Raw genomic sequence first — 26,347 nt, forward strand, 5'->3', positions numbered from 1 at the left:
CAATTTTGCTCAGTGCGGTTATTGTGAAGCTTTACATCGCAAGCCGCAACCTGTGATCTCATGAATAAGATACCGAGAAAGAGTAAACCGATTCTTTCCACGTGTTCTGGCAAAAAAATTAGGATATCACCATGTCTGTTACCGTTCTTATCACTGGTGCCAGCTCTGGCTTTGGCGAGGCTTGCGCTCATCACTTTGCCGCACAAGGCGCACGTCTCATTATATGCGCACGACGCCAATCTCGAATTGAGGCTTTAGCACAAAAACTCGCCGATAAAAGCGATGTACTTGCAGAGACATTGGATGTGCGTGACAAAAAATCGGTGTTTGATTTTATTGAGAAATTACCCGCCGAATGGCAGTCCATTGATATTCTGGTGAATAACGCAGGGCTCGCTTTAGGCCTGGACCCCGCCGATAAAGCATCGTTAGATGATTGGGACACGATGATCGATACCAATATTAAAGGACTCAATTATATGACTCGCGCTGTGTTGCCCGGTATGGTTGAGCGAAATAAAGGACACATTATCAACATTGGTTCCATCGCTGCCAGTTACGCCTACCCCGGTGGCAATGCCTATGGGGCAACTAAAGCTTATGTGCAACAATTCTCTCGCAATTTGCGAGCTGATCTTCTCGGTAAAAATATCCGAGTAACCAATATTGAACCGGGCTTGGCCGAAACAGAGTTTTCAGTTGTTCGATTTCAAGGTGATATCGACAAAGCCAAAAATGTATACCAAGGCACCCATCCATTATTTGCAGACGATATTGCTCGTACTGTGGTATGGGCTTCTAATCAACCCGAACACGTCAATATCAATTCTATTGAAGTGATGCCCACTTGTCAGGCATGGGGCCCATTAGCGATCGCAAAAAACGAAGCTTAAGCCGGAATAATATTGTGAGTTTGCGCGCCCCTTCTCTGCACTTGTTAAAAATTTTTGAAGTCGCCGCTCGTCTGCTCAGTTTTAAAAAAGCCGCCGAAGAGTTGCACCTAACGCCTTCGGCGGTAAGTCATCAGATAAAAGCGCTCGAAGAGCAATTAGGGTTCGAATTATTCCGCCGACTCAACCGTCGTATTGAGCTTACCGCAGGCGGTCAGGCATACTTTGATGTGATCAGTAGTGCGTTCAATAAATTGAATAAAGGCACCAGTGATGTGCTCAACCGCTTTACTCAAAAGCGATTGAAAATATCACTCATGCCCTCGATGGCACGGCATTTTTTACTTCCTCGACTGCCACAACTTCGTCAATTGTTACCAAAAGTGGAGCTGGTGATTGATGCTACAGCAGAAATTATTAACTTCAAACAAAGTGACGTCGATTTAGCGATCCGTTATGGACCCGGCCATTGGCCAGGTGTGATTTGCTCAAAAGTGTCTAGCGTGACCACTTCACCGTTATGCAGTCCGAAATTACTAAAACAACACCCTCTCGAACATATTTCCGATTTGGCAAACGCGCCACTCATTAGCTACTCCTTTATGACAGACGCCTGGCTACGCTTTGCCGATGCCACAGGAGTTGAAAAGCTGTCGGTAGACAGCGGCCTAACGTTTAACAATTACGACATTGCCATACAAGCTGCCGAGCAGGGTCTGGGGGTGGCTATGGGACTGCTGGAGTTGGAACGAGAACTACTGCTTCAAGGTAATTTAATTCAACCCTATGATATTGAATTCACCATGAAAGATGCGCTTTACCTGGTCTACAGACCGGAAGATGAGTTAAGACCCGAGGTCCAAACCTTTTGTAAATGGTTTCAACAGCAATTCCATGAACAAAGTAATTCAGATGAATAAAATTCACCTGACAACCTGAATATTTTCCGTTTGTCGCACCGCATTAAATCCGTTGTAATAGACCAACAAACCCTTCCAACAGGAGTTGGTTATGTTTACTATGGCTCGTGTGCTGCTATTGCTCGCTGCAACATTACTGGTTGGCGGAACCTGGTTTTTTGGACTGTCATCACCCACTTGGAACTTATTAGCATTACCGCTGGCGCTTTGTGGTATCGGCCTTCTGTTAGGCATTAGTGAATACCAACAATCCTTACTGGAACAGAAGCAGGCACAAGTTTATTGCTTGATGAAACATCTGGCAAAACGACTCAAAACAGAACCCTTCAAAGACGTAGCTTAGGAGAATAAAATGAACTCAAACTGGATGCTGTTACCGGTACTCACCAACTTTGTTCTGGTGTTTGTGGTGCAAATGGTCATGTATCGACAACGAATTGGCGCCATGGTACGCGATAACATTTCACCTCAAAAAGTTGCTCACCGGCGGCAACTGGAAGAGTTACTGCCTGGTGCCAATGCTTCATCCAATAACTTTATCAATCAGTTTGAGTTACCGGTACTGCTGTACGCCGTAGTCGCTTTTTTTATGATCACCGGCTGGGCAGGTTGGATTGATTTTTATTTAGCCCTCGGATTCGTTATTATGCGCATCGTTCACGCGGCAATCCACCTCACCAGTAACCGGGTTCGTTATCGCTTTTACAGTTATATCGCCGGAACCTGGATCCTTTGGGCGCTGGTTGCCAGTCTTATTTACAGCTGGGTGCAGCATCAATTGTTTTAAAGGCAATGCATGAAAATCGAAAAAGGCTTTGTGGTAACCATCGAGTACACATTAAAAGATGAGCAAGGAAACGTCTGGGAATCATCAAAAGGGGAAGAACCCTGGGTGTATCTTCACGGCTATGGCGGTGTGATTCCCGGGTTAGAGCCGGAACTAAAAGGAAAGCAAACAGGAGATATCTTCACCGTCACTTTGCCGCCTGAGCAAGCTTACGGAGCGTATGAAAAAGATTTGGCCAACGAAGTTCCACGCAGCGCCTTTGCTGACATCGATAATCTTGAAGAAGGGTTGCGCCTATCGGCCCAAACCGAAGACGGTCAAACACATTCGGTCACTGTCACCCGCATTACCGACGATACGGTTACCGTCGATGCCAATCATCCAATGGCCGGGCATTCTGTTGTAGTAGAAGTAGAAGTGAAAGACGTTCGCCCGGCAACCCCAGAAGAATTAGAACATGGTCACGCTCATGTGGGTGGGCATTGTCACTAAGCTTTAGAAGAAAGTGAATTAAACCCAGCAATTTACATTTGTTATGCTGGGTTTAGTTTGTAGAATATTAATTAATCGTAGAGTTTAGCTAAAAATTTATGGCAATTATCGAACATTAATTTCCTCATCCGCTATATCATTTGTTTTTGTTTGCTGATAACTTTTCAATTCTTCTATCTTTTCACCGATTTCACGTCGCTGGAAGTCGTTGTTAACAGAGCTTCTCAATTGACTTAATGCTTGTGAATACGCCAAATTCAACGCATCCGACGAAGATACTTTAATGTGCGGTATGACCCCAACGCCTTCCCAGTTTGACTGTGTTATTGGATTAATGGCCATCGCGTTGGGAATCGCAGCTCGAAATCCAAATCCTAACTCAACCCATCGCCAGGGGTTAGCGCCACCTTTCGTTGGTTCTCCAATGATGGTTGCTCGTTTCAAATGTTTGAAGTTATAAGCAAACTCTTCAGCAGCAGAAAAGGTTTTGTCGCTGGTCAAAATGAAAACAGGAAAATCTTCATGGAAAATTTGTTCGATATTATCAAACGTCCAAAACTCAGAAACACTGTCCGTTTGCCTAGAGTAAAAGCTATTCAAGTGAACTTTATTGGGTAAAAAATAGCTGCTTATTAGCTGAACCATTTCTGCACTTCCGCCACCATTGTTTCTCAAATCAATGATCAACGCATCGGTATTGGCGACAAATTTGATTACGTACTCAACTACCGCTCTAGAGCGATCCGAAAGGTTGTCAAATCCCCAAAAATCAATGTAACCCACATTTCCTTTCAGTATTTCGACTTTACTAAAGCCAGAGTTATTTCGGTGCAACTTATCGAACCAGCCTTCTTTAGGGCTAACGGGAATATCTCCAGCGGTATCTCGATACAGCTGTACGGAAAAATGCTTGTCAAATGCTTTCAGGTACTGCGTTAATAATATTGAAAGTTCTTGTTTACTTGTTGCTTCGAGTTCACGGTGCAGCCCCATAAACTCTGACAACGCATGATTAATCGACGGTACTTTATTTTTTAAAACGTAATGCCGCTCAATGTTTTCTTTTAGTGAGTCAATTAAATTGTTGGGATCGAATCTCTCATTTTCTTGCGCAAAATTGATGCAACAACACAGACTTAATAAGATAAAAATAAAGGTTTTCAAGCAAAAGTCCTCAATATTTAAAACGTTATCTATTCCATAGACGAAATATTAGAATAATAAGCTATCCAAGTTTCGATCCATTCATTATACATTTCATCGCATCTTCAACGATGGATTGATCAATGGATTCAATCGCCCCCTTTTCAGACTGAGGCTGCTTCCTTGTCGTATCATTAAGTTTTTTATTATTGATGCAACGTTCAAAATTACTCTCAATCAAATCAAGACACGATTGCTCGCTCGCGCAAAGTTCCATTAACTTGAGTTTATAGTTACTTTTCGCTTGGTCAACTTCCGGCTCTTTTCCGCATGATGCAATAAAAGCCGCACTCATTACGAAAATGAATAATTTACTCCACCTGATAAGTAACAAACTCATAGGCGTAAGGATTTTTTTCATCCGACTGGTGTGATTCACGACTCACCTCCTTTACATTGAGATGCTCGAACGCGGGAAAAAACGCGTCCCCTTCGGTTTCCAAATCAATAAAAGTTAAATATAGACGATCAGCACGGTTTAGGGTCTGCTCATAAATGTGGCCACCACCGGTAATCATAATTTCTTCAGCGTCCTTAAGTAACTCAATAGCCGCATCAATACTTCCAACCACCTCAATGCCATCGGCTTGGTAATTGGCATTACGCGAAATAATCACATTACGACGACCCGGTAGTGGCCGACCGATGGATTCAAATGTTTTTCGCCCCATTACGATGGGTTTACCCAAGGTTGTTTCTTTAAAGTGCTTGAGATCGGCAGGCATGTGCCAAGGCATATCGTTGTCTTTGCCAATCACTCGATTTTTTGCCATGGCACAAACGATTGAAATAATGGGTTTTGTCATTTCTAAGTTCTAAGTTCTAAGTTCTAAGTTCTAAGTTCTAAGTTCTAAAAAATTTGTATAGTAAAGCTGGCGGTACAAAGCTCTTAAATGCTCTTCTTTACCTTATCGACGATGTCGTTATACCGCCACTGGCGCTTTAATATGAGGATGAGATTCATAACCGATTATCTCAAAATCATCAAACTCATAACTGTATAAGTCTTTGGGTTTGCGCTTGATATTCAACTTGGGTAACGGAAACGGCTGACGTGAAAGCTGCAATTGTGCCTGTTCAAAGTGATTGGCATACAAATGTACGTCACCGCCACTCCAGATAAATTCGCCGACCTCTAAATCACATTGTTGCGCCACCATGTGAGTGAGTAATGCATAAGACGCAATATTAAAAGGAACCCCTAAAAAGATATCGGCACTGCGTTGATACAACTGGCAAGAAAGCTTTCCATTGGCTACGTAAAACTGAAAGAGAGAATGACAAGGAGGCAGCGCCATTTCATCGGCTACACCTGGGTTATAGGCCACGACCATCAATCGACGAGAATTGGGATTGGCTTTAATTTGATTAATGACATTTTCAATTTGATCCACCGTGGTGCCGTCCGGCTTTTTCCAGCTGCGCCACTGCTCGCCGTATACCGGGCCTAAATCGCCATTTTCATCAGCCCACTCGTCCCAAATGGAAACACCGTTGTCCTTTAAGTATTTGATATTAGTGTCGCCGTTTAAAAACCACAACAGTTCGTAAATGATCGAACGCAAGTGTAACTTTTTGGTCGTGACCAAAGGAAAGCCTTGTTGCAAATCAAACCGCATCTGATAACCAAAAACACTGCGTGTGCCAGTGCCGGTACGATCACCTTTATCATTACCCGTTTCCAGCACATGTCGCATCATATCTAAATATTGTTGCATGGTCGTTCCAATAAATTCTGAATAAACTTAACTTTGCTTCGCTTTTTGTTTTTTATTTTTCTTGTTCGTTTTGGGTTCAGCAATATCGTAAACTGGACGTTGATAAGCCCAAATCATTAAGCCGATACCCAACAAGATCATTGGTGCACTGAGCACTTGCCCCATGGTTAACCACTCGGCCATGTGTTTCAAATGTTCATCGGGCTCGCGGAAGTATTCAACGAAAAAACGGAAGCTGCCATAACCTAAGGAAAACAAGCCGGCCACGGCCATTCGTGGTCGCGGTTTACGACTGAACCAGTAAAGAATCACAAACAGTACTACGCCTTCCAATAAAAACTCATACAGTTGTGAAGGGTGTCGATACACACCGGCAGGATCTTGCGGAAAGTGAACAGCCCAAGGCGTAGACTCTAAATTGGTCGTACGCCCATACAGCTCAGCATTGATAAAATTCCCTAGCCGTCCCGCGCCCAATCCAATTGGCACCAAAGGTGCGATAAAGTCAGCAAGGGCCATAAAAGGCTTACGAGTTTTATGACTGAAATACCAAAAAGCAGCAACGACGCCAAGTAACCCGCCATGAAACGACATTCCACCTTCGTGAATTTTAATGAGGTATAATGGGTTCGCAAGAAACAGATCCATATGGTAGAACAGCACGTAACCGATGCGCCCCCCTAAAATTACCCCAAGAAACCCATAAAAAATAAAATCGGAAATTTCCTCTTCGGTCCAAATGCTACCCGGTTGACGCGCTTTTCGCACACCCAGCCACCACGCAGCAAGCAAACCTACCAGATACGCCAGCGCGTACCAGCGCAAAGCGATTGGTCCCCAAATCTCAAAAATGACTGGATCAATTTGTGGAAATTCCATCGAAAACCGTTACCCTAAATTTTTTAAAATAATTCGAATACCGACCAATACCAGAAAAAGAGCAAACACTCGCTTCAATTGTTTTGCCGGTAGATTGTGTGCCAATCGCACACCCAGCGGAGCCGTTAAACTTGACGCGACAATGATACCCAAAAACGCCGGCAAATAGATATAGCCGAAAGAGAATTGTGGCAGTGGCGCATCCCAACCCATCACGGCATAACTCAAAGTTCCAGCAACGGCAATGGGTAAGCCACAAGCGCTGGCGGTACCGACACAACGAGTGATCTGCTCGCCCAAATAATGCAGATAAGGCACCACCAGCGAACCGCCACCAATGCCAACCAAGCCGGATGCACAGCCAATCGCCGTAGCAGTGCTGCCAATGGCTAGTTTTCCCGGTCTTTCAGGCGCTACTTCCGGTTGTTTCGCCAGCCAAATCTGAACCGCCATAATGATGGCTCCGACACCAAAAATATATGCCAGAACCTGACTGGAAAGAAAGTCAGCAACCACCCCCGACAACAAAGCACCTACAACGATTCCCGGTGCCAGTAATCGCACATAAGGCCAGTCTACCGCGCCTCTTTGATGATGGGCACGATAAGAAGACACCGAAGTCACACAGATGGTTGCCAACGAAGTACCAATGGCGACATGCATTAGATACTCACTCGGAATTCCGAACAGCGGTAAAAGATACAAGCAGGCAGGTACAATGATAAAACCACCGCCAATACCCAGCAGTCCAGCCATAACTCCGGCAAAAGCACCGGCAAGCAAGAATAACATCCAGTCCATCATTTCATTTTGTTCTAATTAAAGAGAGCTTTTCACTCAATACAAATGGGTGTAGTTTGATTGGATGGTCCATACGCAACAACTCAAACCATGTGTTTAATCGCTTTTGCATTCAACCAGCATCAGGATTATCCATTAATCCTGATGGCGAATCGAGACGAATTTTTTGATCGCCCAACCGAGCCTCTGCATCAGTGGCCCGATCACCTTACTGTTTACGGTGGTCGTGATGTTGAAGCTGGCGGTACCTGGCTAGCCATCAGCCAACAAGGACGTTGGGCCGCGTTGACTAATTTTCGCGATCCTAAATCAACCCGAGGCATTCGTACTCGCGGTGAAATCATCGTGCAATATTTAACATCTAACGTATCGACTGAAGATTGGTTGTTGCAATTACACGAAAAAAACAAAGATTACACCGGCTTCAATCTGGTTGTCGGTGATTTTACCAATTCTCAATTATTCTATTATTCAAATCAGGAAGGAAAAATTCGAACGCTTCCACCGGGATACTACGCGCTCAGCAATGGACTATTCGATCACGACTGGCCAAAAATGAAACGATTACGAGCCGAATTAATAGCCATTTGCGAACAAGAAGAGCCCTCTTCTCACTCACTTTTTACTGCACTTCAAAGCTCTGTCAGCGCCATCCATTCCGAGTTACCGGAAACGGGAGTCGAACCCGACATTGAGCAAAAATTATCCAGCGTGTTTATTCCAGCATTTGATATCGGCACTAAAACTTACGGCACGCGATCGTCGGCAATCCTATTCGTTCATCAAACAGCGGCCGTCAATTTTGTTGAACATCAGTTTGATAAGCACCAAGTGATATGCAAGACTTCCGAAATCACCTTTACCATTGAGTGAAATACAAAATGGATAAACCTTACTCACAGGCTTGCGAAAATAACAAAGGCCCAATCCTAAATGTGATCCGTGATTACTTTCAAGACGTGCATCAGGTTTTAGAAATTGGCAGCGGTACCGGACAGCACGCGGTTTACTTTGCTGAACATTTGCCTCATCTCACTTGGCAAACCAGTGACCGAATCGAAAATCACGCAGGGATCCAACTTTGGCTTAATGACTATCAAGGAAAAAACTTGCTACCGCCTTTGTCGCTGGATGTCACTCAGCCCTGGCCCGTGAAGTCTGCCCAAGCAATATTCAGTGCCAATACCACACACATCATGTCGTGGCCAATGGTTCTGGATTTTTTCCGAGGCGTCGGAGAAGTACTGCAGAGCAATGGTTACTTTTGCTTATACGGGCCATTCAATTTTTGTGGCGAATACACCAGCGAAAGCAATAAAAAGTTTGATAACTACTTAAAAACACGAGATCCCAACATGGGCCTAAGGGATTACGTAGACTTGGAAGAGCTGGCTCGCAACGCCGGACTTTGTTTCGTTGAAAAATACGATATGCCCGCAAACAACTTTATTCTGGTGTGGCAAAAGTCGGTCACATTCAATTCCATAGAACTGTAATACCCGCTACTGTTTCAATAACTTCTGACGCTGGTAGCTCTGAAAGCGATACGGTAGAATCATGGCCGAAAGCGACTCTTATACAGCAGGATTTAAATACACCATGACCACTTCAGCTCCAACCCCACTTTTGAAGCAATTGTTGCAAAGGCGTGTATTTCAAATTGTAGGAATTTACCTGGGAGCAATTGTCGCGCTCATGGAATTTACCGGCATGATTATTGAGCGCTATGGCGTTTCTGACAATATGCTGGATCTGGTATTGGCGGGTATGGTGAGCTTTATTCCTGCAGTATTGATTCTTGCCTGGCGTCACGGAGCACCTGGCAAAGATGAGTGGGGAAAAGCGGAAAAAATAGGTGTTCCCATCAATGGCATTATTACCATCGCAATATTATGTCTGATTACAATCAATCAAGACAAATCCATAGAAAGCAGTACACACACCAGTCTTGATATGCCACCAACCACACCTTCAACACCCATCAATCATGAAAGCCCCAACACCAAAACATTTAAACGCATTGGTGTTTTTCTTTTCGATCCGAATCAACTTTCAAAAGATCAACATTGGTCTACCTACGCACTGTCTTATTTAATTGGTACGCACCTCGATCAGTCCAAGTCATTAATTGTCAATTCAGTTTATTCCAATATCGACAACAGCTTTTTTTGGCAAATCAAACGTGCCGGTTTTCTCAACGGCTTTAATGTGCCTTTGTCACTTGCTCAAAGTATTGCAGTCGATTCCGGATTCGACTATTTCACACGCGGTAATTTATCCCATGTTGACAATGAATGGAGACTGGAGTTGCAACTGTTTCAAACCGGTGCCAATAAACCCATTGCCCAGTTTAGCAGCAACCACTCTAACCTTTTCGATGCTGCAAACGCAGTCTGCGAGTTCTTAAAGCAGCAACCGGTATTAACCATTCAAGGTAATGAACGACTGAACGAAATTCTATTACGCGATTTAATCACAGCCGACGTTCAAGCTCTAAAAACTTACACTCAAGCGCTTAACCGAATAATCATGGAGAATGATTACCCTGCTGCAATAGAGGGTGTTCGCGAAGCAGTGACTCAAGACCAAAGCTTTGCTTTAGCCTATTTACAATTAGCGCACTTGCTGTCACGCAGTGGTCAATTCAAAGAAAGTGAAAGCTTTATTAAGAAGGTACTGCAACTTGACTATAAAATTACCGAGCGCACTCGATTAACCGCGAAAGCTTTCGGTTATGCGTTAGCACAAAAAGTCGATCAGCAGGCAGAAACTTACCGCAACTGGATAGAGCTGGATCCAACGGATTATGTGCCACGAAATAATCTCGCAAACCTGATGACATGGAATTACAACGACTTACAACAAGCCGCGAGTCTTTTAGAAGAGTCACTGAAACTGAACCCTGCGCAAACCTGGATTTACAATCGCCTAGGTGAACTCTATATATCGACAGGTAATTTAGAGTTAGCGCAAAAAAACCTCTTATTGCTGACTGAAAAACAGCCCAGCAACTTTCGTCCTTTGGTTAAATTGGGTGATATCCAATTACAACAAGGCAACTTATCAGAAGCTCGCCGCTGGTACCAGAAAGCAAGTGTGTTACGTACCGATAAAGTCACTCCGGTGCTGTCTTTAGCAAAACTCGACTTACGTGAAGGAAAAGTCAGTGATGCTTTGGAGCATTTTGATGAAGCGCGCAGTATTTCACAAGCACCCGTACAACAAGGGCAAATTACTAATGAAGTCATCAACCTGAACTACATACTCGGTAAACCACATCACGCTTTTGAACAACTGAAGTTATTTCAGGAATTAGCGGTACAATATCTTGATCCGATGGATGCTATGTTTTCATCGGAAATTTCTAAAATGTATTTGTACGTTTTGTCAGATAACTCCGAACAGGCCTTTTTAAGACTCGAACAATTAGAGTCGAATCTGGATCAACAAATGGTTGAAGTATTAGAGTTTGGATACATGCTTTTATACATCGCACTTGGACAAACGCAAAAAGCGGAACAATCATTGGTTAAAGTAGAAAGCGTTATAGAAAAATTTAAATTGCATCATATGCATTACCTAACATCATTGGTTCACGGATGGATTGCGCAGCTAAGGCAAGAGTACGAGCCTGCATCTGAACACTTTATTAAGGCGCTTAATTTACTATTAAGTTCTTCACACCGCTCTAACAATGAAGAAATGATTCCGTTACTTTACACCGAGATTGTGCAAAGCCTGCGCAAAGCGAACAAACTCGAACCGGCAAAGGAGTACGCCGAACAGTATTTAAAGCAATGGCCTTATCACCCAGAGTTAAACCTGGAAGTTGCGTACCTCCACCAACAACAAGAAGACTATGAAGCCGCGCAAGCCGCACTGGATAAAGCACTCTTAATTTGGCAGGACTCTGAGCCGAGATTTCCTCCTAGCCAAAAAGCCAAAGCGCTTCAACAGGAGTTACAAGCCTATCGTAAGTCGATCAGCGTAAAAAACAATGCAGAGAAACTCAACTGATATTAGGTGAAAACTTTAAAGCCCGGCTCGGATCAAACCACCGAGCCCTTTGGCTTCCAGAATTTCAAACAAATAAGCGTGAACGTCTTTCGCTTTTTCTAAAAAGAGTACCTGTTTCACCACTTCTTCAGCTTCTACTAGTGAAAAACTTCGAATCACTTTTTTCACCTTTGGCAAACTGCGAGCATTCATACTCAATCCTTGAAAGCGCATCCCCAACAAAATAACAGAAGCCATAGGATCACCCGCCATTTCACCACAAATATAAAAGTCCACCCGATGTTGCTCACACAAATTGCGAATTTGATCCAATGCAGCCAACAAAGCCGGATGATAATAGCTGTATAAAGAAGAAACGCGTGTATTATTGCGATCGACCGCAAGCAGATATTGTGCCAAATCGTTACTGCCCACCGAAACAAAATCGACGCGCTTAGCAATATGTGGCAGTTGATAAATGGCTGAAGGCACTTCTAAAATAATTCCGACCGGCGGCATGGTTCGTTGTAAATCGCCAGACTCTTGATTCACTTCGTAAAATGCCTGCTGCAACAGCCGTAAACTTTCATCGACCTCTTCCACACTGGATATCATAGGAAGCGAGATGCGAATGTCTGGGAACTCTCGAGAAGCACGAAAAATAGCTCGCGCTTGAACTAGAAAAATTTCAGGGTGATCAAGCGTGATGCGGATCCCGCGCCAACCTAAAAATGGATTGTCTTCACTGATTGGGAAATAGGGCAGTTGTTTATCACCGCCTATATCCAATGTGCGAAAAGTAACTGACTTTCCTTTAAACGCTTGCAACGCCGCACGATAAATGCGCATTTGCTCTTCTTCACCCGGAAATTGTTCTCTTAATAAAAAAGGAATTTCCGTGCGATATAACCCGACACCATCGGCCCCCACATGCAAGCTTTTTTCAAAATCAGCCATCAAACCTGTGTTAACCAACAGCGGCAAATGATAGCCATCAAGCGTTTCGGCCCGATCATTGATATGTTTTTCTAATTCTTTACTGAGCTGACGTTCTTCTTTAATAAGCTGCCAATATTGCTGTTTCAAATTTTCCGACGGAGCTAAAAATAGCAAGCCTTTGTAGCCGTCGAGGATCAGCTCCTGACCTTCGAATCGGTTTATAGGCACATCTTCAAACCCAGAAACGGCGGGAATGCCTAATGCTTTCGCTAATATTGCGGCATGCGAAGTCGGAGAGCCACGCATGGAAACCATGCCAAGAATTTTCTCTGTGGGCAGCTCTGCTAACATGGATGCAGTGATTTCTTCAGCCACCAATATCGCTGGCTTATTTAACTTAGGACGTACCGTTTGATCGTCTTCCAAAAACACCAAGACACGACGCGCCAAGTCTTTTAAGTCGGTTGCGCGCTCACGAAAATAGGGATCGTCCATACTTTCGAATACGCGCACGTGCTTTTCTACCGCACGCCTTAACGCTCCCGGAGCCCAATGCCCTAACTCAACTTCCTGAATAACATCGCGGCAAAGGCCATTTTTATCGAGAATGCGCAGGTAAGCATCAAACAAACTCAATTCATCGTCACCCAGTGAGTTTTCCATGCGTGTTTTCATTGCCATCACTTCGTTGGCTGCCGACTCAAACGCTTTGTTAATTTTTTTCAATTCAATGGAAATACTTTTTGCTGGCTTATCAGGCACACCCGATAGATCGGCCGGTGGATAAAATACCATTGCGGCACCAATTGCGATCCCACTCGCGGCAGGAAAACCTTCCAACTTTCGAACCAGTCCAGGATCGTCGATGGATTCATTTAATTGAGCACGACTTTCAGAGCCAGAAATCACACCCGCTAATTGCGCAGAAAGTGTGGTTAAAAAATTAACTTCGTTTTCAGAAAACTTACGCGGTGCTTTTTGTTGGATCACCAACACACCTAGCACCTTGCGCTGATGAATGATGGGAACACCTAAAAAAGAGTGGAATTTTTCTTCTGCGGCTTCTGGCAAATAATAGAAGTTAGGGTGATGCGTGGCATCATCCAAATTAATGGGCTCTTCACGTTGCGCAACCAGTCCAACAATGCCTTGATGAAACCCAAGGTGCAGAATACCAACCGCACGTGGGTTTAGCCCTTGCGTTGCCATAAGTACCAGTTGCTGGCTGCTGTAATCTGCAAGATAGACCGAACAAACTTCCACTTCGAGCGCTTCACAAATCCGCTGAACCACTATGGCTAATGAAGACTGGGTGTCTCTTGCGGCATCAACTTCCTGAGTTATCTGTCGTAAGCGTTCAAGCAAAAGCCAGTTCCTCCATAATTAAAGGACAATAGAAAGTCAGCCACAACAAAACCGGGGGCGCCAGAACAACGACCCGTTAAACAACGCGCAAGTCACATGAATGTCTCTCACATGCCTTTTAGAAGTAAAGAATTATTCCTTTTTTCGTTGCTGGTGACGTCGACGCGTCCTTCGTTGACGCTGAAATCGCTGTTGCTCATGCATCACTGGCAACAACTCTAACAACGCTTGACGGTACACATCACGCTTAAAAGCCACAACCTGACGTAATGGATACCAATAGCCGACCCACATAAAATCGTCAAACTCGGGATGGTTGGTGGTTTCAAAATTAAGCCGACTTTCGTCAGACATCAATTTTAGCAAATACCACTTCTGTTTCTGGCCAATACACAAAGGAACACTGTCATGACGGATGTATCGAGTGGGTAATCGATATCGCAACCAATTTTTGGTTGAGCCCAAGACTTTCACGTCTTGTCGAGAAAGCCCAATCTCTTCGTATAATTCGCGAAACATGGTTTCGTCGGGCGTTTCACCGTCATTAACTCCGCCTTGCGGGAACTGCCAGGAGTTTTGCCTGGCTCGTCGTGTCCAAAGTAACTGACCAGATTCATTACAGACGATTATGCCAACATTGGCACGAAATCCTTCTGAATCAATCACTTACGTTTACCAATTAATTTTTTCTTAAAGTTATTCAACCATAAGTTTTCCAATACAGCAAACAAAAATATCTTGCCTATTGCGTAAAGAGCCGTATTCCAATAGCCTGCTGACAAAAACGCCCAATCGTTAAATTTTCGTTCATTGAACCATACAGGATGCATACAAGTGGCGCATTACCAGCTTTCACCGATAACGCTCAATGGTCTCCGAGTCACACTGGAACCCTTGCAAAGCGAGCATGCAGAGCCTTTAAAAAAAGCGGCATCTGATGGCGAACTGTGGAAACTCTGGTTTACCTCTGTCGCTCACCCAGAGCAAATGGACGACTACATCGAAAAGGCGCTGCAACAACAGTCCGACGGTTTTTCCTTGCCTTTCGCAGTACGCGATAATCACAGTGGACGTGTTATTGGCTGTACCCGTTTTTGCAATGCCAATCTACAAAATCGGCGAATAGAAATTGGCTACACCTGGTATGCAAAAAGTTTTCAACGCACCGGAGTGAATACTGAGTGCAAACTGCTTTTACTCAGCCATGCTTTTGAAAAATATCAAACCATTGCCGTCGAATTTCGCACACACCGGTTTAATCATCGCTCGCGGCAGGCCATTGCACGACTTGGCGCACACCAGGATGGTATATTGCGAAATCATGTCGTCGGTGAAGATGGCGTTATTCGCGATACCGTTGTATTTTCCATTATTGAAAACGAGTGGCCCGCGGTAAAACAGCATTTGCAATTTTTATTGAGTCGCTACGAAGAATAATTTTCCATAAATTTGAACATGGTCCGAATTCACCCGCCACAAAGTATTGATGAATTGTTGCAACGCGCCGAAAGTTTAGCCGGGCAAACGCTTCAACAGTTATCGCAAAGCTACTCAGCGCAATTGCCCGACAATCTTTTACTGGAAAAAGGCTGGATAGGTCAATTTATCGAAGCACTGCTCGGCGCCAGTGCTGGCTCATTACCCGAGCCGGACTTCCCACACCTGGGTGTAGAACTTAAAACCATTCCGGTATCGCCTAAAGGCAAACCTCTGGAGTCGACCTACGTGAGTGTCGTTCACCTACTCGATCACCAACACGAACAATGGCACAACAGCCTGGTCCGCCGTAAATTAGCTCATGTATTGTGGTTTCCTATCATCGGTCCAAAACATCAACCTGTCTCTGAACGCATCACGGGTATGCCGTTTTTATGGCGCCCATCAAAAGTCCAGGAATCCATTCTACGCAGTGACTGGGAAGAAACAATGGAAAAAGTGGCAAGCGGACAATTAGGCCAATTAAACTCGCGTTTTGGTCAAGCCCTGCAAGTTCGCCCAAAAGCAGCAAACTCAAAAGTACTTACCGATGCAATAGGCCCCGAAGGTGAGCAAATAAAAACCTTACCTCGGGGTTTTTACCTACGCAGTAGCTTTACTTACGAGATATTGCAACAACATTATTATCTCTAATCTGTCTATAATGGAAGCACTTCAGCTTGATCAAAAAGTGTAATCCATACATTATCAAAAGAATAAAAAAGCAGGAATTATGCAATGAAAAAAAATCACGTTTTCATGGCGCTTTTATTTTGTTTCGCCTATTTACAACCAATGGCACTCATTGCAGATGCCCCCTTAACCTCCTATAAACTACAAGAATATGAAAACGAGTTAGAAAGCACATTCAATGAAAGCACTTTAAACCAGTGGCTCAACGAGCTTAAAGCATTACAACTTCAACTCATTGAGTGTGAAAAAAGCCACGTCGAAGAGCTCGCCTCGCTGAGCCAACTGACAATTGATAATCCGACTATAAAACAACAGCAACAAAGCCTGTCTGAAAAGCTCCTTAAGTGTCGGCAATGGCAACAAGCCACTCAAAAGCTGCAAAAGCAAATTGCCGCCCGTATCGATAGTTTATCTTTTAATCGCTACAAACAGCGCCGCGATGCATTGATAGAGCAACAATCCATTAATAATTGGTACACGGGAATGGTTGAAATTTTTAACCTTCCAATGTTACTTGCCGCGTGGCTTTCCTTCAGTTTTGTATGGTGGGTATTGCGACTGCTCTCACGAAATAATAAAAATGAACGTTGCTACGATCTACCGTTTATGGTCATACTGCTTTTATTGGGTTATTTTATTCTTTGGTTTTCGAATACCCAAAATCGCGATCCTTCACTTGAAAGTTGGTATGTTATAGCGCTTTCGTCACTTATGTTTCAGTCGCATTTAGCGAATTATCGATTACACAGTTGGCTAAAGAGCAGTGCTATCTTGGCCATTGTATTCAGCTCTGCGGATTACTGGTTAACGGTTCCGTCAGCGGAAAAAATCATTCAGCCTGTCACGCTCGACTTTATCATCGCAGTACTGTGGTGTTTTGCTTGTTTTTGGAATCTTGAGCCCAAGTCCAATAAGTTGAAACTGATACTTGCACTAATCGCTTCGCTGTTGCTGGTACTGGAACTTGTTGGATACCATCAATTAGTTCATCAAGTATTAATCACCAGCCTAACGCTCAGTCTTGCTTGGTCTACCTTTCGTTATATTGTCACGCTGGTTCCCGTTATCATGCGTTGGTTAACGCACTATCAATCTCGACTGAAACGCCCCTCAGGTTGGCTGGCCATTATTACAGAACCTTTAGCCGGCGCAAAATGGCTCCAATGGGCGATCAGTGCAACCGCGCTATTGTGGCTGCTTATCGCACAACTGCCATTTTTGGGATTGCCATTGCATCATGTTCTGCAGTTTAAATCGTCTCTTTTAGATGGATTCAGTCTGGGAACCATTAATATCTCTTTGGTATCCGTTATCATTGCAATCTATGTATTTGGCTTACTGCTCAGTGTGTCTCGCATTATTAAACAGCGAATTGAGCAAAACGTTGATCAGCAACAATTAGTCACGCGCGGCAGTAGCGAGGCTTTTGCAGCAATATTCTGGTATTCATCCGTTGCCACTTCAGTACTGATCGCCCTTTCCGTTGCTGGCTTCAGTGTTCAAAATTTAGCGTTAGTTGCCGGAGCTTTTTCAATCGGTATTGGGTTTGGCTTACAAAACATCGTCAGCAACTTTGTCTCTGGGTTAATATTGCTGATAGAGCGTCCGATCAAACGAGGCGATTGGATATTAATTGGCAATACCGAAGGCTTTGTGAAAAAGGTCAGTATTCGAGCTACCGAAATTCAAACTTTCGATCGTGCGGATATCATTGTTCCCAACTCAGATTTGATTACGAATCAAGTAACCAACTGGATGTTGAACGACAGTATTGGACGTATCAAACTGCAAGTGGGTGTTGCTTATGGTAGTGACACTGCAAAAGTTCGAGATACCATATTAAATGTGCTAAAACAGCAACCAGATATCATTTCCGACGATCCCGATTACGCCAGTCAGGTGTTGTTCATGGGGTTTGGCGAAAGCAGCCTTGATTTTGAAGTGCGTGCATTTTTAAAGAACATTGCGAAAGTCCATCGTATACGGAGTGAAATCAATTTTGCAATTGATCAGGCGTTCCGTGAACATCATATTGAAATACCTTTCCCTCAACGAGATCTACATATACGCTCCGATCATACTAAAAAGGAAAGCGAATGAATGCGATTATACCGCCTCAGTTGCTGGAGTACTCAGCTCAAGGCTGGCATCCAGCACATTCAGTCGATGATATTAACAACGATAAACCAAGCTGGTTTATCATCGACTATAAAGACAGTGACAACGTCGATCGAATTTTCGATTTGCTCGATGTCTCTTCAACACAGGAAAGTGCATTGCGAGACCCTGACATTCGACCAAGAATATGGTTAAGTCGCAAACAACAACTATTACTCTTTATTCGAGGCATTAATTTGAACCCAAACGCGGAGCCTGATGATATGGTTGGGCTACGTATTTATTTCGATCATGAACGGCTCATCTGTTTTCGTAGCCGTCGTTTACAAGCTTTAAGTTTAATTTGTGAAGATATTGAAACCAACCCTAATAAATACCACTCTGTACAACAACTTTTTGTAACGATTTTGAAAAACGTACTTTTTCGCATTGAAAAACATATTCGCAAGCTAGCCAATCAATTAGATGATTTAGAAGATTTTATCGATGAAGGAAAAAAAGTAGACATACTTCAAGTGGAAGACATGCGGCGCTCCTCTGCCAAGCTTTGGCGTTATTTGCAACCACAACAAGAGGTCTTAAAACGTCTAACTCAGGTGGACTTTCCATGGTTAACAGAAGAGACGCACCACGAACTTCAAGAGATTGAAGATGCTATGACTTATAATTTAGAGGAATTATCTTTAGTAAGAGAACGGTGCCAGCTCATAGAAAGCCACCATAATAACCAACTTTCACAAAGAGCTAACACTAATCTTTATCTTATCTCAATAATTACAGCGATTTTCATTCCTGTTTCATTCATTACAGGTTTATTAGGAATTAATGTGGGTGGAATGCCAGGTGTTGAAAGTGGGTCGGCCTTTTGGATCGTTTGTGCTATTCTGATGGTACTAGCAATCATAGAGTCGATTTACTTAAAACACAAAAAATGGTTTTAAAGGACCCTAGCATGAGCAAGCTCATTCGTTTTTTTCATAATGAATCTATACCGGCGTTATTATTGATATTTTTCGCGCTGGTTGCCATGGTTTTAAAAAACAGTCCCGCATCGGAAGACTATATTCGCTTTCTACTTCTGGAAGTGGAAGTGCGCGCCGATACGTTTAGCATACAAAAACCGATGTTGTTATGGATCAACGATGGATTAATGGCCATTTTCTTTTTTTTAATTGGATTGGAATTAAAACGAGAAATGGTGATAGGTCAGCTCAGTCAACCGAAAAACATTACGCTCCCTATAATCGGTGCAATTGGCGGTGTTTTAATACCTGCCGGTATATACCTTGCGTTTAATTATCAAAACCAGTTAACCGCTCACGGTTGGGCCATTCCAACCGCCACCGACATTGCTTTTTCTATGGGAATATTGGCGTTGATGGGAAGTCGCATCGATAATTCATTAAAGTTGTTTTTACTAACGCTTGCTATCGTTGATGACTTGGTCGCGGTATTGGTTATCGCTGTTTTTTACACGGCACAACTGTCACTCATGACTTTATCGTTGGCCAGTATAGGCTTTCTTGGCATGTTTATTCTCAATCGAATGAAAGTAAGACGTGTCGCGCCCTATTTAATATTCGGTATATTTGTTTGGGTATGTTTTTTAAAGTCAGGGGTTCACGCCACTTTAGCCGGTGTGATAAACGCATTATTTATTCCTCTCGACAAACCCGGTGAGCATCATCCGGGATTATCCAATCATCAGCTGGCTCATAACCTTCATCCTTATGTTTACTTTTTAGTGGTACCTATCTTCGCGTTCGCCAATGCTGGTGTCGCCTTACAAGGACTCTCGTTAGAGTCATTCACCGGCAGCATTCCGATGGGTATTTTTTTAGGACTGTTTGTGGGAAAACCATTAGGGGTGGTATTGTTTTGTTTCGTAGCCATCGTAATGGGTTATACCCAGTTACCCAACAATACTAACTGGGGGCAATTTATAGGCGTCGCGTTTTTATGTGGAATCGGATTTACAATGAGCTTATTTATCGCATCCTTAGCATTTGCACATGGTGGCGCTGGCGAAGCAGGCATCGACCGGCTAGCAATACTCGTCGGTTCAGGTTGCTCCGCTATTGTTGGTTCCGTTTTAATTTTGCTGTACTCGAAAAAGAGAATTCAGAATAAATCCATTTAGGTACTTTTATCGACGGTCAACTGTTTGCTTAATTTACGCATTTCTTTACGTAAATGCATAATTTCCTGGTACAACACCTCTCGTTCATCATGAGCTTCAGATAGGGCTTCTTTGTCAGATTTGCCTTGCTCAATTTCATGATGAGCCTGCATGGCATTAACGACAACAGCGATAAACAAATTCAACATTGTAAACGTAGCAACCAGAATAAATGGAACAAAAAACATCCAAGCCATAGGTTGTGCTTGCATAACTGGCCGGACAATTCCCATCGACCAACTTTCCAATGTCATAATCTGAAACAAGGTATAAAACGTTTTACCCAAAGAGCCAAACCATTCAGGAAAATTCTCACCAAACAAAGTCGTTGCCATTACCGCTGACACATAAAAGATGAGCGATAACAAAGCAACAATTGCTCCCATTCCCGGTAACGACTGAATCAGAGCAGAAACCACAGCTCGCATGCTAGGCGCAACGGATACCAATCGTAACACCCTAAGCACCCGCAAAGACCGAACAACCGCAAAAGGACCACTGGCAGGAATCAGAGAAATAACAACGACGGTAAAATCGAACAGACTCCAAGGATCTTTAAAGAAGCGCCAGCGATAGCAATACAGGCGCAATAATATTTCAACAACAAATATCGCGAGAATTATCGTGTCTAAGCGATGCAACATGTCACCATAAGAGGACATGATTTGAGTGGAGGTTTCCATACCTAACAAAATCGCATTAACAATAATGATAGCGATGATAAAACCTTGAAATTTTGAGTTTTCAATAAAACGTTTTAATTTTTCAGCCATATACTTCGACTCTTTAGCCCTAATCTTTAGAAAAATGCACCTTGACGGTCCAGCTTCAGCAGGTAGTAGCCAAGCCCTACCGCACGAATAATCAATAACCCGTAAAATGCCAGCCAGAGACCATGGTTGCCCCAGAATTTTACCGAAACCAACGCCGGAATAAAAAATAAAAATACGGCGATGAGCATACTATTACGCATTTCTTTAACGCGTGTGATACCGATAAAGATTCCGTCCAACCAATAACTCCAAACCGCTACCACAGGTATTACTATCAAATAAGGTAGAAACGTTAATGCCACATTTTTTACCGGCGCGATATCCGTCATAAGATCAATCAAATGAGACCCAAACAACCAATACATCACCACAAACAACAAGCTGCACAATAATGACCAAAATCCGGAAATGACTATCGATGACCAAAACTGCTCACGTTGTTTTTGTCCGTAGGCTTTGCCAGCTAACGCTTCGACCGCATGTGCAAATCCATCTAACCCAAATGACATGATCATGACAAAATTCATTAACACAGCATTGGCAGCGAGAACCGTATCGCCGAGAGATGAGCCCACAGCTGTTTGTAGGTAAAACACGAGCTCTAATGCTAAAGTCCGAATGAATATATCGCGATTTAATTGCAACAATCGTTTCACCGCCGGATATTCAATCAAATGGCGCCAACCGAACGCTAATTGCTCCCTGCGAAGTGTGAGTTGCACGACCATCAGACCTACCAGTAAGCCGCAGTAGTCAGCGATTAAACTGGCCCAAGCGGCTCCGCCAACCCCCATGTGCCAATAAACCACGAACAAGATATCGAGCACAATGTTAATGCTGTTAGTAATAACCAAAATTAACAGAGGCACTCGGGCGTTTTGTCGCCCCAGCAACCAGCCTATAAACACATAACGCAGCAATAACGCCGGTATCGACCAGATGCGAATGTCGTAATAAATCGCCGCCTGATGTAAAACCGCATCGCTCGATTGCATAAACGCCACGGCCAATTGCCAAATCACCGATTGTAAAAGCAACACCAGCAACGAAAGCAACAACGCGAGCAAAACACCATTAACCAACGACTGACGCATGCGAAACACATCATTGGCACCATAAGCCTGCGCAGTAATCCCGGTGGTACTCATACGTAAAAAGCCCATCGCCCACATAACCATGGTGACAATTAAGCTACCAATTGCTGTTGCAGCGAGATACCGTGCATCGTCCATATGGCCAATCACAGCGGTATCCACCAGACCGGCAAGCGGAATGGTTAAGTTGGACAGGATCATGGGTATCGCCAGATCAAGCGTTTTTTTATGCAATGGTTTACTGCGCCAATATTTCAGCAAGGGAATTCTCAGTGGTTGGTTCTAAGTTCTAAGTTCTAAGTTCTAAGTTCTAAGTTCGCGATTTTGAACGCGAAACGCACCACTCGCAACCGGAACCAGATTTTTCCTCGCTCCTCGCTAATGTTCTACACTTAAAGTTGGTGGTCACTTCGCCGATACTCTAATTAATCCAACAAGAAAAGGAAACGCTTTGAATTTTTCTACCATTTTTGGCGTTCTGGCAGGCCTCGCCGTTGTTGGCGCTGTCATTTATGCCACTTCAATTGATGCCATGGCATTTTTGAATTTGCCCGGTTTTGCAATTGTGCTCGGCGGAACCCTGGCAGCGACATTGGTCAGCTATCCAGCGCGTGAGTTTTTTCGCATGTTCAAATTATTAGGCATCGTTCTTTACGACAATCACCTGGATGCCAAACGCCAAGTAGACGAAATTGAGCAACTGGCTCGGAAGTGGTTTCGCGATGATATTCGTGGCGTGGAGCAGGATTTAAATACCATTGATAACACCTTTTTGAAAACCGGTATTCAACTGGTCATCGATAAAACGCCAATGCAGGACATTATGGACTTACTGCATTGGCGAATTACCCGGTTGCGCGCTCAAGAACAAGCTGAAGCACAAATGTTTATGTCGATGGCCAGCTTTGCCCCCGCTTTTGGCATGCTTGGCACCTTAATCGGCTTAATTAATATGCTCAGCATAATGGACAATCGCAACCTTTCAGCGATCGGCTTTCATCTTGCCATAGCACTCATCACCACCTTTTACGGTATTTTGATGGCCAACCTGATTTTCAAACCCATTGCCATAAAGTTAGAGCGCCGAACCGAGCGTCGAGTAATGTTAATGACTATGGTCATGGAGGGCATTACCTTGATGAGCCAGCGGCGTACACCTTCTTTTATTCGCGCTACTCTGGAGTCTTTTATCGCGCACCATGAAGATGAACTGCACGAAACAGTGGATGTTGCCGAGTTAGAAGAGCCGTCACTGCGATCCGAGCGCGTTGTCGCCAATGCCGATCGCGAGTTAGCGCGACGGACTCCCGGTAAGCGAGGCTAAAGAGTGGAAGTCAAAACCAGTCTTCACCCCATAGAAAAACTGTTAACAAAGCCCAAGCAACACCACGACGACGCCTGGTTACTGCCCTATTTGGATGTCTTTATTTTGCTCACCATGATGTTTATCGTATTACTCACCATGTCGAGCGACGAATTACGTGACAGTCGCTCCAAGGTGAATGCACAAAAAGAAGAAATCTCCGACCTGGAACAACAAATCGAGCCATTACGGCAACTGGAAATGGAAGGCCGAGCGTCCATCATGCTTGAACATTGGCAAGAAAGAATTCATCAAGTACTCGATACTTTAAAGTTGCGAGATGACATAGGCCTGACGCTTGATGACGAATACGTGGCATTGCAAATAGAAGACCGCATGTTGTTCGACTCCGGTCGCGCTGAATTAAAAACGGAAGGCCAGCAAATACTGGACAACTTGTTACCGGTATTTCAATTGGCTGCCGGCACGATTCTGGTGGAAGGCCACACCGATAATCTTCCCATTCAAACAACGCAATACCCTTCTAATTGGGAGCTGGGCGCTGCACGTGCGAGCAGCGTTGTAAAGTATTTGGTGAGTCGTGGTATGAGCAGTGAGCGGCTTCGTGCCACCAGTTACGCCGATACTAAACCCATCGCCGATAACGACTCGCCAGAAGGAAGACAAAAAAACCGTCGTGTTGCCATGTTGCTTCGAATGCCGGATAAAATGGAGTAGAAATTAGGAAAGCAGAGAACTAATTATAATGTCAGCTACGTTTACGATTAAACTGTTTGATGATGCGATTGCGCGCTTTTTGATATTCTTCTTCTGACAACCATCCTTGATCTTTTAACATACGGTGCCAACGTGTTTCCTCAGCAAAATACTGAGAAGAAGCCGGTAACGTATTGTTTTTAATACGCTGCTCTAGCTGCTCTACAAACTGTTTTAAACTTTTTTTGCAGCGACAACGGTGATTCAAAGATATCAGTGGCGCTTTCCCAGAACGTGAAAAAAACGATGACATTTCGCTGTAACTGAAAAAATGCACCATAAACAAAAGCACTGAAAAAGCCCCGGTACTAAGAGCCAACACCAAGTCACTGGACAAAAAAGCCATCACCAAGGCAGCAACAGCGGTTAGCAGTGCTCCAATAAACGTCAGCCAAGCGGTGCTGCGGGTTTTTTTCGGTTGTGCTTCGAGTAAACCAACATGGAAAGCAGTATGAGCAACTTTATCGTTTTTTTTATCATGCTTTTCAATTTCAAGAAAGCACGTGTTAAACAGGCGATAGGTAAACGTATAAGGTGAAAATCGGGGGTGAATGGTGTATTCGTAGTCGATATGACGCACGTCTCGCTCTGGCGGCGTTAAATGAACGGTCGCCTGAGCAGGACTTTCTAATACGATATCTTCCACCATTGACTGAATAGGCTCGGAGAAACGGTTGACAGGATTAGTCTATAGTAACGAATTTTGACTCCTTTTGCTGTGATTTTGTTCAACCATTTGTTGACTTAACTTCACTTTTTCGCAAAAACAGTTTATCGCTCCCCGCACCACAAGCGATGATGGACTTCATCATGGCCTCAACGGAAGCACCGGGAATCTCTTCGACCAACTCACCAGGCACATGATAGATATTACCAGAGGTTGGGTTAGGCCCCGTCGGCATAAAAAAGGTGATGGTGCCATCGACATGTCGAGAAGTAACGATTCCTGTTACCGTTGTTGGACAATCAACCCCAAACAGTTTCACGCGTACCACCTCTCCACGAGCAAAAGGCGATGATTCAGGATCCCCCATAAATTGACCAATAATATCTTTTATTAGCCGATAACCCGGCGCCAATCGCACCAAGTGTTTGTCGAAATGCCCATGCAGCCACTTGCCGATACCCGTCGAAACCAGCGTACCGACCAAAAAGCACACCGCCAAAATGATAAAGACCACCATCATATCGGCCAGTAATTCTGGCATATTAATTTGAGCAATGAGAACGTCAGTTATCGGTTGTATCAAGTCCGTAACAAGTTTAAATGCCCAACGAAAAATAAACGCCAAAATCACCAAAGGTAACAATACCAGCAAGCCACCAATTAACGCCTGTCGAATAAAACTGTTCAATTTTTTCATTTTTACTCAGAGATCCGCTTTTTATTGGCAGTCAAAATAAAGCTAGCTTTCTTACAATCTATTTTTCAGTCAGTCTTCAATCACCAAATCAACCATTAAATCGTTGGCAACTTGCTCCAGTTTCGCTTGCACATCGTTTGAAGTAATACCTTGTGGAAGAGACACTTCTAATGTTGCTTTAAAAAGGTTGCCACCTGACATAGGTGCCGCTTCCACTTCGCTTGATAAGAATTCAACGTTTGCATTTAATGCGTTCAATTGCTCGGCGATTTCGTAAACAATACCCGGTTTATCATTGCCGATTAACTGTAAGTGAATGTGTGATTGCGCAGGATGTGGTTGATTATGCTCAACACGTATCTCAAGCGCATTACTTGATAAGGCTTCCAACGCTTTTTGTGCAGATTCCAGTTGTTCCACTTGAAACTCGGCTAAAACCAAACCGGCAAACTTGCCACCAAGATGAGATAAACGGCTTTCCAACCAATTACCCTGTTGTTGCTTGATAACGTCAGACACTTGTTTCACGAGCCCCGGTTTATCGTCACCGAACACCGAAATTAATAATTGGCCTAGCATG

General features: G+C 43.8%; 28 protein-coding genes. 15 read left to right on the plus strand and 13 right to left on the minus strand.

Annotated elements, in window-relative coordinates; genetic code table 11:
- Positions 1-131: 131 nt before the first annotated feature.
- The 5 genes from ACTUJY_RS01680 (at position 132) to ACTUJY_RS01700 (ending at position 3,089) form a co-directional block, all read left to right on the plus strand.
- Positions 132-893 carry an SDR family oxidoreductase gene (locus ACTUJY_RS01680; RefSeq protein WP_463614300.1) on the plus strand — a complete coding sequence of 254 codons (762 nt, stop codon included), beginning with the start codon at positions 132-134 and terminating at the stop codon, positions 891-893.
- Between the two features lie 14 nt (positions 894-907).
- Positions 908-1,810, plus strand: coding sequence for a transcriptional regulator GcvA (gcvA, locus tag ACTUJY_RS01685; protein ID WP_463614301.1), 903 nt, complete (start codon positions 908-910; stop codon positions 1,808-1,810).
- Between the two features lie 91 nt (positions 1,811-1,901).
- Complete coding sequence (locus ACTUJY_RS01690; protein ID WP_463614302.1) at positions 1,902-2,153, plus strand: hypothetical protein; 252 nt, start codon at positions 1,902-1,904, stop codon at positions 2,151-2,153.
- A 9-nt stretch (positions 2,154-2,162) separates the two neighbouring features.
- Complete coding sequence (locus ACTUJY_RS01695; protein ID WP_463614303.1) at positions 2,163-2,597, plus strand: MAPEG family protein; 435 nt, start codon at positions 2,163-2,165, stop codon at positions 2,595-2,597.
- 9 nt (positions 2,598-2,606) lie between these two features.
- On the plus strand, positions 2,607-3,089 hold the full coding sequence (locus ACTUJY_RS01700; protein ID WP_463614304.1) for an FKBP-type peptidyl-prolyl cis-trans isomerase: 483 nt from the start codon (positions 2,607-2,609) through the stop codon (positions 3,087-3,089).
- Positions 3,090-3,194: 105 nt separating this feature from the next.
- On the opposite strand, the gene ACTUJY_RS01705 is transcribed toward ACTUJY_RS01700, so the two are convergent.
- The 6 genes from ACTUJY_RS01705 to ACTUJY_RS01730 form a co-directional block, all read right to left on the minus strand.
- Complete coding sequence (locus tag ACTUJY_RS01705; RefSeq protein WP_463614305.1) at positions 3,195-4,253, minus strand: S41 family peptidase; 1,059 nt, start codon at positions 4,251-4,253, stop codon at positions 3,195-3,197.
- Positions 4,254-4,314: 61 nt separating this feature from the next.
- On the minus strand, positions 4,315-4,671 hold the full coding sequence (locus tag ACTUJY_RS01710; RefSeq protein ID WP_463614508.1) for a hypothetical protein: 357 nt from the start codon (positions 4,669-4,671) through the stop codon (positions 4,315-4,317).
- Entirely contained in the window at positions 4,604-5,098 is a 495-nt protein-coding gene (gene folA / locus ACTUJY_RS01715) for a type 3 dihydrofolate reductase (protein ID WP_463614306.1), read from the minus strand. The genes ACTUJY_RS01710 and folA overlap by 68 nt, the downstream gene beginning before the upstream one ends.
- A gap of 117 nt (positions 5,099-5,215) precedes the next feature.
- Complete coding sequence (locus ACTUJY_RS01720; RefSeq protein WP_463614307.1) at positions 5,216-6,010, minus strand: thymidylate synthase; 795 nt, start codon at positions 6,008-6,010, stop codon at positions 5,216-5,218.
- Positions 6,011-6,037: 27 nt separating this feature from the next.
- Complete coding sequence (gene lgt, locus ACTUJY_RS01725) at positions 6,038-6,889, minus strand: prolipoprotein diacylglyceryl transferase (protein WP_463614308.1); 852 nt, start codon at positions 6,887-6,889, stop codon at positions 6,038-6,040.
- Between the two features lie 9 nt (positions 6,890-6,898).
- Positions 6,899-7,693 carry a sulfite exporter TauE/SafE family protein gene (locus ACTUJY_RS01730; RefSeq protein ID WP_463614309.1) on the minus strand — a complete coding sequence of 265 codons (795 nt, stop codon included), beginning with the start codon at positions 7,691-7,693 and terminating at the stop codon, positions 6,899-6,901.
- Between the two features lie 57 nt (positions 7,694-7,750).
- Here ACTUJY_RS01730 and ACTUJY_RS01735 point away from each other — a divergent pair, with 57 nt between their 5' ends.
- From ACTUJY_RS01735 to ACTUJY_RS01745, 3 genes are all read left to right on the plus strand, one after another.
- Positions 7,751-8,563 carry an NRDE family protein gene (locus ACTUJY_RS01735; protein WP_463614310.1) on the plus strand — a complete coding sequence of 271 codons (813 nt, stop codon included), beginning with the start codon at positions 7,751-7,753 and terminating at the stop codon, positions 8,561-8,563.
- An 8-nt stretch (positions 8,564-8,571) separates the two neighbouring features.
- Complete coding sequence (locus ACTUJY_RS01740) at positions 8,572-9,186, plus strand: DUF938 domain-containing protein (protein WP_463614311.1); 615 nt, start codon at positions 8,572-8,574, stop codon at positions 9,184-9,186.
- Between the two features lie 61 nt (positions 9,187-9,247).
- Positions 9,248-11,707 carry a tetratricopeptide repeat protein gene (locus ACTUJY_RS01745; protein WP_463614312.1) on the plus strand — a complete coding sequence of 820 codons (2,460 nt, stop codon included), beginning with the start codon at positions 9,248-9,250 and terminating at the stop codon, positions 11,705-11,707.
- Between the two features lie 15 nt (positions 11,708-11,722).
- Here the strand turns inward: ACTUJY_RS01745 and ptsP are convergent, their stop codons facing one another.
- A complete protein-coding gene (gene ptsP, locus ACTUJY_RS01750) occupies positions 11,723-13,990 on the minus strand; it encodes a phosphoenolpyruvate--protein phosphotransferase (RefSeq protein WP_463614313.1) in 2,268 nt (755 codons plus the stop codon).
- 132 nt (positions 13,991-14,122) lie between these two features.
- Positions 14,123-14,656 (minus strand): RNA pyrophosphohydrolase, encoded by a 534-nt coding sequence (rppH, locus tag ACTUJY_RS01755; RefSeq protein ID WP_463614314.1) that lies wholly within the window; start codon positions 14,654-14,656, stop codon positions 14,123-14,125.
- A 168-nt stretch (positions 14,657-14,824) separates the two neighbouring features.
- Here rppH and ACTUJY_RS01760 point away from each other — a divergent pair, with 168 nt between their 5' ends.
- The 5 genes from ACTUJY_RS01760 to nhaA all read left to right on the plus strand — a co-directional run bounded on the left by ACTUJY_RS01760 (position 14,825) and on the right by nhaA (position 20,417).
- Complete coding sequence (locus tag ACTUJY_RS01760) at positions 14,825-15,427, plus strand: GNAT family N-acetyltransferase (RefSeq protein ID WP_463614315.1); 603 nt, start codon at positions 14,825-14,827, stop codon at positions 15,425-15,427.
- Positions 15,428-15,445: 18 nt separating this feature from the next.
- Complete coding sequence (gene mutH / locus ACTUJY_RS01765; protein WP_463614316.1) at positions 15,446-16,120, plus strand: DNA mismatch repair endonuclease MutH; 675 nt, start codon at positions 15,446-15,448, stop codon at positions 16,118-16,120.
- An 84-nt stretch (positions 16,121-16,204) separates the two neighbouring features.
- Positions 16,205-18,259: a mechanosensitive ion channel family protein gene (locus tag ACTUJY_RS01770; RefSeq protein ID WP_463614317.1), complete on the plus strand. Its 2,055-nt coding sequence runs from the start codon at positions 16,205-16,207 to the stop codon at positions 18,257-18,259.
- Positions 18,256-19,218 carry a CorA family divalent cation transporter gene (locus ACTUJY_RS01775; RefSeq protein ID WP_463614318.1) on the plus strand — a complete coding sequence of 321 codons (963 nt, stop codon included), beginning with the start codon at positions 18,256-18,258 and terminating at the stop codon, positions 19,216-19,218. The genes ACTUJY_RS01770 and ACTUJY_RS01775 overlap by 4 nt, the downstream gene beginning before the upstream one ends.
- Positions 19,219-19,229: 11 nt before the next feature.
- Complete coding sequence (gene nhaA / locus ACTUJY_RS01780; RefSeq protein ID WP_463614319.1) at positions 19,230-20,417, plus strand: Na+/H+ antiporter NhaA; 1,188 nt, start codon at positions 19,230-19,232, stop codon at positions 20,415-20,417.
- Here the strand turns inward: nhaA and ACTUJY_RS01785 are convergent.
- Both ACTUJY_RS01785 and ACTUJY_RS01790 read right to left on the minus strand, forming a co-directional pair.
- Positions 20,414-21,229, minus strand: a complete 816-nt coding sequence (locus ACTUJY_RS01785; RefSeq protein ID WP_463614320.1) for an ion transporter — start codon at positions 21,227-21,229, stop codon at positions 20,414-20,416. The genes nhaA and ACTUJY_RS01785 overlap by 4 nt on opposite strands.
- Positions 21,230-21,255: 26 nt before the next feature.
- Entirely contained in the window at positions 21,256-22,584 is a 1,329-nt protein-coding gene (locus ACTUJY_RS01790; protein WP_463614321.1) for an MATE family efflux transporter, read from the minus strand.
- A 190-nt stretch (positions 22,585-22,774) separates the two neighbouring features.
- On the opposite strand from ACTUJY_RS01790, the gene ACTUJY_RS01795 reads away from it, so the two are divergent.
- Both ACTUJY_RS01795 and ACTUJY_RS01800 read left to right on the plus strand, forming a co-directional pair.
- Positions 22,775-23,647: a motility protein A gene (locus ACTUJY_RS01795; RefSeq protein WP_463614322.1), complete on the plus strand. Its 873-nt coding sequence runs from the start codon at positions 22,775-22,777 to the stop codon at positions 23,645-23,647.
- 3 nt (positions 23,648-23,650) lie between these two features.
- The gene (locus tag ACTUJY_RS01800) at positions 23,651-24,364 is read left to right on the plus strand and encodes an OmpA/MotB family protein (protein WP_463614323.1); all 714 of its coding nucleotides are present in this window, start codon (positions 23,651-23,653) and stop codon (positions 24,362-24,364) included.
- Positions 24,365-24,395: 31 nt separating this feature from the next.
- Here the strand turns inward: ACTUJY_RS01800 and ACTUJY_RS01805 are convergent, their stop codons facing one another.
- The 3 genes from ACTUJY_RS01805 to ACTUJY_RS01815 form a co-directional block, all read right to left on the minus strand.
- Entirely contained in the window at positions 24,396-25,052 is a 657-nt protein-coding gene (locus ACTUJY_RS01805; protein WP_463614324.1) for a hypothetical protein, read from the minus strand.
- 79 nt (positions 25,053-25,131) lie between these two features.
- On the minus strand, positions 25,132-25,767 hold the full coding sequence (locus tag ACTUJY_RS01810) for a DUF502 domain-containing protein (RefSeq protein WP_463614325.1): 636 nt from the start codon (positions 25,765-25,767) through the stop codon (positions 25,132-25,134).
- A 69-nt stretch (positions 25,768-25,836) separates the two neighbouring features.
- Positions 25,837-26,346: a glycine cleavage system transcriptional repressor gene (locus ACTUJY_RS01815; protein ID WP_463614326.1), complete on the minus strand. Its 510-nt coding sequence runs from the start codon at positions 26,344-26,346 to the stop codon at positions 25,837-25,839.
- Between the last annotated feature and the right edge of the window lies 1 nt (position 26,347).

The organism is Pleionea sp. WD8-19 (assembly GCF_055326765.1).

Excerpts from the sequence above, each read along its gene's own strand:
- ACTUJY_RS01770 (WP_463614317.1), top strand. The coding sequence starts at position 16,205 with ATGAAAAAAAATCACGTTTTCATGGCGCTTTTATTTTGTTTCGCCTAT.
- ACTUJY_RS01700 (WP_463614304.1), top strand. The coding sequence starts at position 2,607 with ATGAAAATCGAAAAAGGCTTTGTGGTAACCATCGAGTACACATTAAAA.
- nhaA (WP_463614319.1), top strand. The coding sequence starts at position 19,230 with ATGAGCAAGCTCATTCGTTTTTTTCATAATGAATCTATACCGGCGTTA.
- ACTUJY_RS01695 (WP_463614303.1), top strand. The coding sequence starts at position 2,163 with ATGAACTCAAACTGGATGCTGTTACCGGTACTCACCAACTTTGTTCTG.
- mutH (WP_463614316.1), top strand. The coding sequence starts at position 15,446 with ATGGTCCGAATTCACCCGCCACAAAGTATTGATGAATTGTTGCAACGC.
- ACTUJY_RS01815 (WP_463614326.1), bottom strand. The coding sequence starts at position 26,346 with ATGCTAGGCCAATTATTAATTTCGGTGTTCGGTGACGATAAACCGGGG.
- ACTUJY_RS01720 (WP_463614307.1), bottom strand. The coding sequence starts at position 6,010 with ATGCAACAATATTTAGATATGATGCGACATGTGCTGGAAACGGGTAAT.
- ACTUJY_RS01690 (WP_463614302.1), top strand. The coding sequence starts at position 1,902 with ATGTTTACTATGGCTCGTGTGCTGCTATTGCTCGCTGCAACATTACTG.
- ACTUJY_RS01810 (WP_463614325.1), bottom strand. The coding sequence starts at position 25,767 with ATGAAAAAATTGAACAGTTTTATTCGACAGGCGTTAATTGGTGGCTTG.
- ACTUJY_RS01775 (WP_463614318.1), top strand. The coding sequence starts at position 18,256 with ATGAATGCGATTATACCGCCTCAGTTGCTGGAGTACTCAGCTCAAGGC.
- ACTUJY_RS01740 (WP_463614311.1), top strand. The coding sequence starts at position 8,572 with ATGGATAAACCTTACTCACAGGCTTGCGAAAATAACAAAGGCCCAATC.
- ACTUJY_RS01805 (WP_463614324.1), bottom strand. The coding sequence starts at position 25,052 with ATGGTGGAAGATATCGTATTAGAAAGTCCTGCTCAGGCGACCGTTCAT.
- ACTUJY_RS01785 (WP_463614320.1), bottom strand. The coding sequence starts at position 21,229 with ATGGCTGAAAAATTAAAACGTTTTATTGAAAACTCAAAATTTCAAGGT.
- ACTUJY_RS01680 (WP_463614300.1), top strand. The coding sequence starts at position 132 with ATGTCTGTTACCGTTCTTATCACTGGTGCCAGCTCTGGCTTTGGCGAG.
- ACTUJY_RS01730 (WP_463614309.1), bottom strand. The coding sequence starts at position 7,693 with ATGATGGACTGGATGTTATTCTTGCTTGCCGGTGCTTTTGCCGGAGTT.
- ACTUJY_RS01745 (WP_463614312.1), top strand. The coding sequence starts at position 9,248 with ATGGCCGAAAGCGACTCTTATACAGCAGGATTTAAATACACCATGACC.
- folA (WP_463614306.1), bottom strand. The coding sequence starts at position 5,098 with ATGACAAAACCCATTATTTCAATCGTTTGTGCCATGGCAAAAAATCGA.
- lgt (WP_463614308.1), bottom strand. The coding sequence starts at position 6,889 with ATGGAATTTCCACAAATTGATCCAGTCATTTTTGAGATTTGGGGACCA.